Origin of the sequence: Burkholderia ubonensis subsp. mesacidophila, from assembly GCF_002097715.1 — a bacterium.
GTDB classification, from domain to species: Bacteria; Pseudomonadota; Gammaproteobacteria; order Burkholderiales; family Burkholderiaceae; genus Burkholderia; species Burkholderia mesacidophila.
Window position 1 is genome coordinate 577,745 of sequence record NZ_CP020737.1, and the last position, 12,081, is coordinate 589,825.

Sequence of the window (12,081 nt, forward strand, 5' to 3'; positions counted from 1 at the left end):
CTAACCCTGTTGTGCCAAGTCGAGCGAGCCGCTAGGATGCGTTTTCGCACGACCATTCGAAAATATGTGAGGAGACGCGCAGTATGGACAAGATTTGGCTGAAATCGTACCCGTCCGGCGTTCCGGCCGAAATTGATCCGTCTCCGTATCCGTCAGTCCCCGACCTGCTCGCCGAAAGCTTCACCCAGTACCGTGACCGGACGGCCTTCGTCTGCATGGGCAAGGCGATCACGTACGGCGAACTGGATGCCCTGTCGCGCCAGTTCGGCGCGTGGCTGCAATCGCGGGGGCTGGCGCGCGGCGCCCGCGTCGCGCTGATGATGCCGAACGTCCTGCAGTATCCGGTGGCGATCGTCGCGGTGCTGCGCGCAGGCTATACCGTCGTCAACGTCAATCCGCTCTATACGCCGCGCGAACTCGAACATCAGCTCAAGGACAGCGGCGCCGAAGCGATCGTCATCCTCGAGAATTTCGCGACGACGCTGCAGGCCGTGATCGCCAATACGTCGGTCAAGCATGTGGTGGTCGCTTCGATGGGCGACCTGCTGGGCCTCAAGGGATGGCTCGTCAATTACGTCGTGCGCAACGTCAAGAAGATGGTGCCGGCGTGGCAACTCCCGGCCTATACCCGATTCAAGGCGGCGCTGGCCGAGGGGGCGCGGCAGGCCTTCAAGCCGCAGAAGCTCGGCCCGAACGACGTCGCGTTCCTGCAGTACACGGGTGGCACGACGGGCGTCGCGAAAGGTGCGACGCTGCTGCACCGGAACATCGTCTCGAACGTGCTGCAGGCGGGGGCATGGCACCACCCCGCGCACGAGAAGTACCCGGAGGTGAAGCAGTTCGTGACCGTGGTTGCGCTGCCGCTTTATCACGTGTTCGCGCTGACCGTCTGCGGGTTCCTGACGATGCGCACCGGCGGCATGGGGATCCTGATTCCGAATCCGCGCGATATCGGCGGCATGATCAAGGAGCTGAAGGGGTACCAGATCTCGACGATCCCGGCCGTCAACACGCTCTACAACGCATTGCTGAACCATCCGGATTTCGACCAGCTCGATTTCTCGAAGCTCGCGATCGCCAACGGCGGCGGCATGGCGATCCAGGAAGGCGTGGCGAAGCGCTGGTACGAGAAGACGCACACGGCGATCGTCGAGGGTTACGGCCTGTCCGAAACGTCGCCGGTCGCAACCTGCAACCCGGTGACCGCCACGGAATACAGCGGAACGATCGGCCTGCCGCTGCCGTCGACCGAGGTGTCGATCCGCGATGACGCCGGCAACGAAGTGCCGCTCGGCGAGCCCGGCGAAATCTGCATCCGCGGGCCGCAGGTGATGGCCGGCTACTGGAATCGTCCGGATGAAACCGCCAAGGTCATGTTCCCGGACGGCTTCTTCAAGACCGGCGATGTCGGCGTGATGGATGCGCGCGGCTATGTGAAGATCGTCGACCGGAAGAAGGACATGATCCTCGTGTCCGGTTTCAACGTGTATCCGAACGAGGTGGAGGACGTCGTGGCGTCGCACCCTGGCGTGTTCGAGGTGGCGGCGGTCGGCGTGCCGGACGAGCACTCGGGGGAAGCGGTGAAGCTTTTCGTCGTGAAGAAGGATCCGGCGCTCACGGACAAGGACATTCTCGCGTACTGCAAGGAGCGGCTCACGGGATACAAGCGTCCGAAGCTCGTCGAATTCCGCACCGAATTGCCGAAGACGAACGTCGGCAAGATCCTGCGGCGCGAATTGCGCGACGGACGCGCCTGACGGGGCGGCCGAACGACAGAGCCCGGCTTCGGCCGGGCTTTTTGTTTTCAGGCTGCCCCGACGCGTTTCCGATCGCCACGGTTCGACGCAGAACAAAGAAAAAGGCGCCCGAAGGCGCCTTCGATGGACTGCGGCTTGTCAGGCAAGCTGATTAGAACTTGTGACGGATGCCGACGCGAGCCGCCACCTGGTTGCTGGTGCTCGACGGGTCGAGGCCGTTGATCGCAGCGGTTGCAGCGACAGGCAGATTCGACTTTGGATCAAGCGTATTGCCCGATGCATGCTGATACACGCCGATCACATAGACGTCGGTACGTTTCGACAGGAAGTAGTCGACGCCCACTGAGCCCTGGTGGTACTTCGCCGCCGACGCGTTGTCGATCTTGCTGCCTTGCGTGTAGTCATACGCGGCGCCCAGGATCAGCGCCGGGGTCAGCTGATACTTGAAGTTGATTTCGCCGTTATTGAACGTGGCGGTTTGATTCGTGAACCCGCCGGCCGAGAAGCCCTTGAACTTCGTATTGGAGTACGTTGCCCCGATCGTCGCCGCGCCGAACGTGTAGGCACCGCCGGCACCGATAACCTGGTACGTGTTGGCGGTCGCTGCGTACGGACCATAGATCGGTGTCGAAGCGATCGTCGTCGATGCGGTCGAACCGTTGTTGAACATGCCGCCGAAGTTCGCCGGCGTGCGCGCGTTCAGGTAGCCGACGCCGAGGACCAGCGGGCCGTTGTTGTAGCCTGCGCCGAGCGACCAGACCTGGTTCTTCGCGAACTGGCCGGCTTGCCCGCCGAAGCTGTACAGGCCGCCGAACGAGAAGCCGTTGTAGGTCGGGCTCGTGTACTTGACCGCGTTGTTCACGCGATAGGCGTTGTTGAAGTTGTCGAGGTCGCCCGGGTGCGCCGCGATGTAGCCGCCCCACTGGTCGCCTGCCTCGAGCGGGCCGACGAAGTCGACGACGGAGTCGTATTGGCGGCCCAGCGTGACCGTGCCGAAGCCGCTTGCGAGGCCGACGTATGCCTGACGGCCGAATTCGAGGCCGCCCTGCTTGAGACCGCCGGTGTTCACGTCAAAGCCGTTTTCGAGCACGAAGACCGCCTTCAGGCCGCCGCCCAGGTCTTCCGTGCCGCGCAGGCCCCAGCGGCTGCCCTGCAGCACGCCGCTCGCGAGGCCGTACAGGTGCTTGCCCTTGGCGTTGTTGTTGAACATGAAGCCTTCGTCGATGATGCCGTAAAGCGTCACGCTGCTTTGCGCGTGGGCGGCGCCAGCGAACGCGCCCAGCGCGACGAGCGCGAGAAGCGACTTTTTCATGAACGGATCTCCAGGAAACATAGAATTTATTGTTGCGGGGCAAATAGTTATGTTCTACAGACGATCCCCGCTTCAACTTCGCACGAAGTCCGACGTAATGTAGCAAAAGGACTTTTTGCAACAAAGCAAGATGCCCCAGCCCGGGGTTGCCATGTTTCCTTTATGCAACAATGGTTAAAATCACGGGTTAACCGCAATTTCCGCTGAAGAATCAAGTCGGTTACGCAGCGGACACGCGCTTTCGCCGGGTGCGGAAACGCAAGCACAAGCAGCCAGGAGAACAGGATGGTGTTGGATGAATTGATCAGCGAATTCGATCGCGGTCTGCGCTCGATGGCGGGCGTGAATCGCATGAGCCGCCCGGTGCCTGCGCCGGTTGAACCCCCGACCGTCGAGCTCACGCCGGCGGAGCGCACGCATGCCGCAGGACTGATGCGCGTGAACCATGTCGGCGAGATCTGCGCGCAGGCGCTGTATCAGGCGCAGAAGCTGACCGCGCGCACGCCGGCGGCCAAGGCGATGTTCGAGGAGGCGGCCCGCGAGGAGGAGGACCACCTTGCGTGGACCGCCCACCGGCTCAAGGAGCTCGACTCGCGTCCGAGCGTGCTCAATCCGCTGTGGTACGCAGGCGCGCTGGCGATCGGCGTCGCGGCCGGCGCGCTCGGCGACAAGGTGAGCCTCGGTTTCATGGCCGAGACGGAGCGCCAGGTCGAAAGCCATCTGGAAGGTCACCTGTCGACGCTGCCGGCAGGCGACACCGCTTCGCGCGCAATCGTCGACCAGATGCGTATCGACGAGGTGAAGCACGGCAAGGCCGCGACCGACGCGGGCGGTGTCGAACTGCCGCTGCCGGCGCGGATGCTGATGCGCGCCGCATCGAAAGTCATGACGAGCACTGCGTACTATCTGTGACGAAATCCGCGGGGGCGGAGCGGTCCGCCGCCCCCGATCGAACCTTCCGATACCGCCCGCTTTTTCCGCGTTTTCCCGCCCCCGAAAGCCCCGTCCGCACGCCCATCTGGCCGGTCTTGTTCACGTATCACCTTCACAAGTTGCACTAGCTCATTCATTTATAACGGTTTTTGGAGTAAGGGGGTGCATGAGCTTGTGCGCGTAAGTCCTTGTTCTAACTAACAAAATTCGTCAAAAAACCGGGCCGCTCCCTTGACCGTGCCACACCCTTCCTCTAAAGTGGGAGACAGTGTGAGAAAGTGTATTTTTGTGTGATTTGGCAGGCTATTCCGGCTAAATTCTGAGCATTGAGCGGGTGCTTCGGTGCCCTGAAGGGGAGAGCGGAAAGTGTTCCAAGGGGCGTCAGCGCTGACGCTCGATGCGAAAGGGCGGATGTCGGTGCCGGCTCGCTATCGCGAAGCGCTGCAAGGACAGGCAGAAGGACGGGTGACTGTGACCAAGCACCCGGACGGCTGCCTGTTGCTGTTTCCGCGCCCCGAATGGGAGGTGTTCCGCGCCAAGATCGCTGCGCTGCCGATGGATGCGCACTGGTGGCGGCGGATTTTTCTCGGCAATGCGATGGATGTCGATCTCGACAGCGCGGGCCGGATTCTCGTATCGCCCGAGCTGCGCATGGCAGCCGGGCTGGAAAAGGAAGTCATGTTGTTGGGAATGGGTAGTCACTTCGAGCTGTGGGATTCGCAGACCTACATCGCGAAGGAGCAGGCGGCGATGGCGCAGGGCATGCCCGACGCGCTGAAGAATTTCACGTTCTGATTGCGGTGACGGAGACGCCCGCGATGGGAAACGAATTGCAGCATCGGACAGTGTTGTTGGACGAAGCGGTCGATGCGCTCGTGACGCGGCCGGACGGCATCTATGTCGACGGCACGTTCGGGCGGGGCGGCCACAGCCGCGCCGTGCTCGCGCGGCTCGGGGCCGCCGGGCGGCTGATCGCGTTCGACAAGGATCCGCGTGCGATCGAGACGGCGCAGGGAATCGAGGATGCGCGCTTCTCGATCGTGCACGACAGCTTTGCGTCGATGCAGGGCGCGCTTGCGGCGCGCGGCGTCGGGAAGGTGTCGGGTGTGTTGCTGGACCTGGGCGTGTCCTCGCCGCAGGTGGACGATCCGCAGCGGGGCTTCAGCTTCCGCGCGGATGGCCCGCTGGACATGCGCATGGATCCGACGCGCGGCGAGTCGGCGGCCGAATGGCTCGCGCGGGCGTCGCTGCAGGAACTGACGGAGGTGATACGAGATTATGGGGAAGAACGGTTTGCTTTTCAGATTGCAAAGGCGCTTGTTGCTCGCCGGGCAGAGTCCGACCGTCTCGGGCCCCTCGACAGCACGGGCGAGCTTGCCCAAATCGTGGGTCACGTCGTCAAGACACGTGAGAAGGGCAAGGACCCGGCAACCCGCACCTTTCAGGCTATACGGATTCACGTCAATCAAGAGCTTGCGGACCTGCAAGTCGTACTAGACGCGGCATTGTCGTTGCTGGAGCAAGGGGGGCGGCTGGTGGTCATCAGCTTTCATTCACTCGAGGATCGGATCGTCAAGCGATTCATGCAGGCGCACGCGAGTGCGCCTGCGGTCGATCGTCGCCTGCCGATCCGCGCCGTCGACCTCCCGAGCCCCCCGCTGAAGATCATCGGCCGTAAATTCCCGGGCGACGCCGAAGTGGCCGCGAACCCCCGCGCGCGCTCGGCGGTGATGCGCATTGCGGAGCGCGTCGCGCCATGAGCCGCTTCAACATCTTCCTGCTGATCATCGTGATGGGTTGCGCGCTGTCGGTCGTCAATTCGACGAACCAGCAGCGCCAGATCTTCATCCAGCTGCAGCGCGCGCAATCGCAGGAGCATCAGCTCCAGCAGGACTATGCGCAGCTTCAGTACCAGCAGAGCGCGCTGTCGAAGACCTCCCGCATCGAGCAACTCGCGAACGATTCGCTGAAGATGCAGCCGATCATGACCGGCCGCACCCAATATCTGACACTGCCGTCGGGCGCCGCGAAGGCGATCGACGCGCCGATCCCCGCATCGGCCGACACGGCGGCGGGCAAGGCGAGGGGAGGCACACGATGAAGCCTGCGCAGAAGCGCCAGAACGTGAAGTTCGCGTCGAGCCCCGTGTTGTCGGTGCACTTGCCGATGTGGCGCTCGAAGCTCGTCGTGTTCCTGCTGTTCATGGCGTTCGTCGCGCTCGCGGCGCGCGCGTTCTGGATCCAGGGGCCGGGCAACGCGTTCTATCAGAAGCAGGGCGAAAGCCGCTACCAGCGCACGATCGAGCTGCCGGCGACGCGCGGCAAGATTCTCGACCGCAACGGGCTCGTGCTCGCGACGAGCCTGCCCGTGCGCGCGATCTGGGCGATTCCCGACGCTGTGCCGGACGATCTCGGCGCGGACAAGCTCGACCAGCTCGGCAAGCTGCTCGGCATGACGCAGAAGGAGCTGCGCGCGAAGCTGTCGGAGGACAAGGGTTTCGTGTACGTGAAGCGCCAGGTGCCGATCGACATCGCCGACAAGGTTGCGGCGCTCGACATCGCCGGCGTGTACCAGCGCAACGAATACAAACGCTTCTATCCGGAAGGCGAGATCACCGCGCACCTGATCGGCTTCACCAACGTCGAGGACGAGGGCCAGGAAGGCGTCGAGCTCGGCGACCAGAAGATGCTGTCCGGCACGTCGGGCGTGCGCCGTGTGATCAAGGATCGGCTGGGGCACATCGTCGAGGACGTCGCCGAGCAGCTGCCGCCGCACAACGGGACGGACGTCGACCTGTCGATCGACAGCAAGATCCAGTACATCGCGTACGCGAACCTGAAGTCCGCGGTCGACAAGTTCAAGGCGAAGGCGGGCGCGGCGATGGTGGTCGACGTGCGCACCGGCGAGGTGCTCGCGCTCGTCAACTATCCGACGTACAACCCGAACGACCGTTCGCACCTGACGGGCGAACAGTTGCGCAACCGGATTCTGACCGACGTGTTCGAGCCGGGCTCGATCATGAAGCCGTTTACGGTGTCGCTCGCGCTCGACCTGCATCGCGTGACGCCGAACACGCTCGTCGAGACCGGCAACGGCCGTTTCGTGCTGGACGGCGCGCCGATTACCGACGACTCGGGCTTCGGTACGCTGACGGTCGGGGGCGTGATCCAGAAATCGAGCAACATCGGCGCGACGAAGATCGCGATGACGATGAAGCCCGAGGAAATGTGGAATATGTATACGAGTGTCGGCCTTGGCCAGCCGCCGAAGGTCGGCTTCCCGGGGGCGGCGGCGGGCCGTCTGCGGCCGTGGAAGAGCTGGCGCCGGATCGAGCAGGCGACGATGTCGTACGGCTACGGCCTGTCGGTGTCGCTGTTCCAGCTCGCGCGCGCGTACACGGCGATCGCCCACGACGGCGAGCTGATGCCGGTGACGATTTTCAAGACCGACGCCGCGCAGCCGGTTACGGGCCCGCAGATCTTCGCGCCGTCGACCGCGCGCGCCGTACGGGCGATGCTTGAAACGGTCGTGGCGCCGGGCGGCACGTCGCCGGACGCCGCCGTGCCGGGCTACCGCGTCGGCGGCAAGAGCGGTACCGCGTACAAGCACGAAGGGCACGGCTATACCCGCAAGTACCGGGCGTCGTTCGTCGGGATGGCGCCGATGCCGAATCCGCGCATCGTCGTCGCGGTGTCGGTCGACGAGCCGACGGCGGGCAGCCACTTCGGCGGACAGGTGTCCGGGCCGGTGTTCTCGGCGATCGCGGGCGACGCGCTGCGCGCGCTGAACGTGCCGCCGAACATGCCGGTCAAGCAGCTCGTCGTGTCTGACGATACGCCTCCCGCGACCGGGCCGCAAAAGCTGGCCGCGGGTGCGGGCGCGAAGCATATGATCGTGTCCAGCACGACACGCAATTCCCCTGGAGTCATTCGATGAGCGCCGCTCGCAGTTCCCATCCGGCGCACCAGCAGATCGCAGCCGCGCTCGCGTGGCTGCGTCAGCATGTGGCCCCCGCGGCGCAACTGCATGCGGATACGCGCAGCCTCAACGCAGGCGGCGTGTTTCTCGCGTATGCGGTCGACGGGGCCGACAACCGCGCGTTCATTGCCGACGCGGTCGCACGCGGCGCCGCCGCCGTGCTGTATCAGCCGGACGGCCTAGCTGTCGCACCTGCCGCGCCGGTCGCGCTCGCCGTGCCGGCGCTGAACGAACTCGCCGGCGACATCGCCAGCGGCTGGTACGGCGATCCGAGCGACAGCCTGTTCGCCGTCGGCGTGACCGGCACGAACGGCAAGACGTCGTGCACGCAGTGGATCGCCGCCGCGCTGACGGCACTGCATCGGCCGTGCGCGTTGATCGGCACGCTCGGCAGCGGGATGCCGGGCCATCTGGTGCCGACCGGTTTCACGACACCCGATGCGCCGCAACTGCAGCGCAGCCTCGCGCAGTTGCGCGACGCGGGCGCGAAGGCCGTGGCGATGGAAGTGTCGTCGCACGCGCTGCATCAGGGCCGCGTGAACGGCACCGCGTTCGACGTCGCCGTGTTTACGAATCTCACGCAGGATCACCTCGACTATCACCGCACGTTCGACGCGTACGAAGCGGCGAAGGCGAAGCTGTTCGCGTGGCGCGGCCTGCGTGCCGCGATCGTCAATCGAGACGACGCGGCCGGCCGCCGTCTGCTCGCGAGCCTGTCCGGCCGCGTGCGCACGATCGCATACGGGATCGGCGATGCGTCGGCGGCGCAAGCGGATCGCGAGCTGACCGCGCACGACGTGCGCGCGACTGCAATCGGCACCGCGTTCCGCCTGCGTTCGTCGTGGGGCGACGCGGACGTCGAGGTCGGCACGCTCGGCACGTTCAACGTCAGCAACCTGCTCGCGGTGCTCGGCACGCTGCTCGCGGCCGACGTCCCGTTCGACGCGGCGCTGGCCGAGATCGCGCGGCTCGAGTCGGTCAACGGCCGGATGCAGCGCCTCGGCGGCCGGCTGCAGAACGACGAGCCGCTCGTCGTGATCGACTATGCGCACACGCCTGACGCGCTCGAGAAGACGCTCGACGCGCTGCGCCCGATCGCCGTCGCGCGCGGCGGCGCGCTCGCCTGCATGTTCGGCTGCGGCGGCGACCGCGACGCGACCAAGCGGCCGCTGATGGGTGCGATCGCCGAGCGGCTGGCCGACGAGGTCGTCGTGACGAGCGACAACCCGCGCAGCGAGGACCCGCAACGCATCATCGACCAGATCGTCGCCGGGATGACCGCGCCGGACAAAGCGCGCCGGATCGAGGACCGCGCGAGCGCGATCCTGCAGGCGGTGCGCGGCGCGGCGCGCGAGGACGTCGTCGTGCTGGCCGGCAAGGGGCACGAGGCGACGCAGGAGATCATGGGCAAGAAGCGCGCGTTCTCCGACCAGGACCACGCGCGGCTCGCGCTCGCGGCGCGCGCGACGCACGGCAAGGGAGGCGTCGAATGACGATGCTCAGCCTCGGTGAAGCCGCTCGCCTGATTCAGGGCGCGACCGTCCACGGCGACGCGAGCGTCACGTTCGAGCGCGTGTCGACGGACAGCCGCACGGCGGGCCCGGGCGACCTGTTCGTCGCGCTGAAGGGGGAGCGCTTCGACGCGCACGATTTCCTCGGCGACGTGGCGGCGCGCGGCGCGGCTGCGGCGCTCGTCTCGCAGGTTCCGGCCGGCTCGACGCTGCCGTCGATCGTGGCCGCCGATACGCGCACCGCGCTCGGCGCGCTGGCGCACGGCTGGCGCAAACGATTCGCGTTGCCGGTCGTCGCGGTGACGGGCAGCAACGGCAAGACGACCGTCAAGGAAATGATCGCGTCGATCTTTGCCGCGGCGGTCGGCGCGGAGGCGCGGCTCGCGACGGCCGGCAACCTGAACAACGACATCGGGCTGCCGCTGACGCTGCTGCGCCTTTGCGCCGCACACCGGCTCGCGGTGATCGAACTTGGGATGAACCATCCGGGCGAGACGGAGATCCTCGCGCGCCTCACGGCGCCGACGGTCGCGCTCGTCAACAACGCGCAGCGCGAGCACCAGGAATTCATGGCGACGGTCGAGGCCGTCGCGCTCGAACATGCGGCCGTGATCCACGCGCTCGCGCCGGACGGCGTCGCGGTGTTCCCGGCCGACGACGCGTACGCGGGCATCTGGCGCGTCGCGGCGACCGGCAATCGGATCGTCGACTTCGCGCTCAACGACGGCGAGCGGCACACCGACGCGCAAGTGACGGGCCGCGTCGACGGCGGCGCGCTCGCGATCGACACGCCGGCCGGATCGATCTCGGTGCGGCTGCGCGCGCTCGGCGAACACAACGCGCGCAACGCGCTCGCGGCAACGGCCGCCGCGCTGGCGGCGGGCGTCGCGCTCACGGCGATCCGGCAGGGCCTCGAGGCGTTCGAGCCGGTCAAGGGCCGCCTGCAGGTCCGGCAGGCGATCGCAGGCAGCCTCGCGGGCGCGACGGTCGTCGACGACACGTACAACGCGAACCCCGATTCGATGCGCGCGGCGATCGACGTGCTCGCCGCGCAGCCTGCGCCGCGCGTGCTGGTGATCGGCGACATGGGCGAAGTCGGCGACGAAGGCCCGGCATTCCATCGCGAGATCGGCGCGTACGCGCGCGAGCGCGGCATCGACGCGCTGTTCGCGCTCGGCGACGCGTCGCGCGACGCCTGCGCGTCCTACGGCGACACGGCCCGCCATTTCGGCGACGTCGGCGCGCTGGTCGACGCGCTGTTGGCGGCGGGCTACGGCGCGCAGGCGACGGTGCTCGTGAAGGGCTCGCGGTACATGAAGATGGAGCGCGTGGTCGACGCGCTGACGAACCAACCCGCGGCGGGCACGGCGCCCGCCGCACATTGAGTAGAAGGAAGGAAGCATGCTGCTGGCGCTGGCGCAATGGCTGCAGGGCGACGCAAGCTTTTTGCGCTTGTTCACGTACCTGACGTTCCGTGCGGTGATGGCCACCATCACCGCGCTCGGGATCGGGCTCGTGTGCGGACCGTGGGTGATCCGCAAGCTGACCCAAATGAAGGTGGGGCAGGCCGTGCGCAAGGACGGCCCGCAGACGCACCTCGTCAAGTCCGGCACGCCGACGATGGGCGGCGTGCTGATCCTGATCGGCATCGCGGTCGCGACGCTGCTGTGGGGCGACCTGACGAACCGCTTCATCTGGATCGTGATGCTCGTCACGTTCGGGTTCGGCGTGATCGGCTGGGTCGACGACTACCGCAAGGTCGTCCACAAGGACCCGCGCGGGATGTCGTCGCGCGAGAAGTACTTCTGGCAGTCGGTGATCGGCCTGTTCGCGGCCGTCTACCTCGCATTCAGCGTGTCCGAGGCGAGCAACGTGCGCGTGTTCGACCTGTTCATGGCGTGGGTGAGGAGCGGCCTGTCGATGGGGCTGCCCGCACGCGCCGACCTGATGCTGCCGTTCCTGAAATCGATCAGCTATCCGCTCGGCGTCTGGGGCTTCATCGTGCTGACCTATTTCGTGATCGTCGGCGCGAGCAACGCGGTGAACCTGACCGACGGCCTCGACGGCCTCGTGATCATGCCGGTCGTGCTGGTTGGTGCGTCGCTCGGCGTGTTCGCGTACGTGATGGGCAGCGCGGTCTATTCGAAATACCTGCTGTTCCCGCACATCCCGGGCGCGGGCGAACTGCTGATCTTCTGTTCCGCGATGGGCGGGGCGGGGCTCGCGTTCCTCTGGTACAACACGCACCCCGCGCAGGTGTTCATGGGCGACGTCGGCGCGCTGGCGCTCGGCGGCGCGCTCGGCACGGTCGCGGTGATCGTGCGCCAGGAAATCGTGCTGTTCATCATGGGCGGCATCTTCGTCGCGGAAACGTTGTCGGTGATGCTGCAGGTTTCGTGGTTCAAGTACACGAAGAAGCGCTACGGCGAAGGGCGGCGTCTGCTCAAGATGGCGCCGCTGCATCACCATTTCGAATTGTCCGGCTGGAAGGAAACGCAGGTGGTGGTGCGTTTCTGGATCATCACGCTGATGCTGTGCCTGTTCGGTCTGACCACCCTCAAGCTGCGGTAAAGGAAAGGTAACAAGGATG

Annotated in this window: 10 protein-coding genes; 9 read left to right on the top strand and 1 reads right to left on the bottom strand. The window is 66.0% G+C overall.

The genetic code is table 11. The features are described from left to right. The first annotated feature begins 83 nt into the window (after positions 1–83). On the top strand, positions 84–1,757 hold the full coding sequence (locus B7P44_RS02760) for a long-chain fatty acid--CoA ligase (RefSeq protein ID WP_084900402.1): 1,674 nt from the start codon (positions 84–86) through the stop codon (positions 1,755–1,757). 151 nt (positions 1,758–1,908) lie between these two features. Here B7P44_RS02760 and B7P44_RS02765 read toward each other — a convergent pair whose 3' ends face one another. Continuing rightward, positions 1,909–3,069 carry a porin gene (locus tag B7P44_RS02765; protein ID WP_084900404.1) on the bottom strand — a complete coding sequence of 387 codons (1,161 nt, stop codon included), beginning with the start codon at positions 3,067–3,069 and terminating at the stop codon, positions 1,909–1,911. A 285-nt stretch (positions 3,070–3,354) separates the two neighbouring features. Here B7P44_RS02765 and coq7 point away from each other — a divergent pair, with 285 nt between their 5' ends. From coq7 to mraY, 8 genes are all read left to right on the top strand, one after another. Further along, the gene (gene coq7 / locus B7P44_RS02770) at positions 3,355–3,981 is read left to right on the top strand and encodes a 2-polyprenyl-3-methyl-6-methoxy-1,4-benzoquinone monooxygenase (RefSeq protein WP_084900406.1); all 627 of its coding nucleotides are present in this window, start codon (positions 3,355–3,357) and stop codon (positions 3,979–3,981) included. 387 nt (positions 3,982–4,368) lie between these two features. Beyond that, positions 4,369–4,797, top strand: coding sequence for a division/cell wall cluster transcriptional repressor MraZ (gene mraZ, locus B7P44_RS02775; RefSeq protein WP_006400450.1), 429 nt, complete (start codon positions 4,369–4,371; stop codon positions 4,795–4,797). 23 nt (positions 4,798–4,820) lie between these two features. Beyond that, the gene (gene rsmH, locus B7P44_RS02780; protein WP_084906350.1) at positions 4,821–5,762 is read left to right on the top strand and encodes a 16S rRNA (cytosine(1402)-N(4))-methyltransferase RsmH; all 942 of its coding nucleotides are present in this window, start codon (positions 4,821–4,823) and stop codon (positions 5,760–5,762) included. After that, positions 5,759–6,103 carry a cell division protein FtsL gene (gene ftsL / locus B7P44_RS02785; protein WP_084900409.1) on the top strand — a complete coding sequence of 115 codons (345 nt, stop codon included), beginning with the start codon at positions 5,759–5,761 and terminating at the stop codon, positions 6,101–6,103. Before rsmH ends, ftsL begins: the two co-directional genes overlap by 4 nt. Next, positions 6,100–7,938, top strand: coding sequence for a peptidoglycan D,D-transpeptidase FtsI family protein (locus B7P44_RS02790; protein WP_084900412.1), 1,839 nt, complete (start codon positions 6,100–6,102; stop codon positions 7,936–7,938). The genes ftsL and B7P44_RS02790 overlap by 4 nt, the downstream gene beginning before the upstream one ends. After that, positions 7,935–9,473, top strand: a complete 1,539-nt coding sequence (locus tag B7P44_RS02795) for a UDP-N-acetylmuramoyl-L-alanyl-D-glutamate--2,6-diaminopimelate ligase (protein ID WP_084900415.1) — start codon at positions 7,935–7,937, stop codon at positions 9,471–9,473. Before B7P44_RS02790 ends, B7P44_RS02795 begins: the two co-directional genes overlap by 4 nt. Beyond that, positions 9,470–10,876, top strand: coding sequence for a UDP-N-acetylmuramoyl-tripeptide--D-alanyl-D-alanine ligase (locus B7P44_RS02800; protein WP_084900417.1), 1,407 nt, complete (start codon positions 9,470–9,472; stop codon positions 10,874–10,876). Before B7P44_RS02795 ends, B7P44_RS02800 begins: the two co-directional genes overlap by 4 nt. A gap of 16 nt (positions 10,877–10,892) precedes the next feature. After that, positions 10,893–12,062 (top strand): phospho-N-acetylmuramoyl-pentapeptide-transferase, encoded by a 1,170-nt coding sequence (gene mraY / locus B7P44_RS02805; protein WP_084900420.1) that lies wholly within the window; start codon positions 10,893–10,895, stop codon positions 12,060–12,062. The last annotated feature ends 19 nt before the right edge of the window (positions 12,063–12,081 follow it).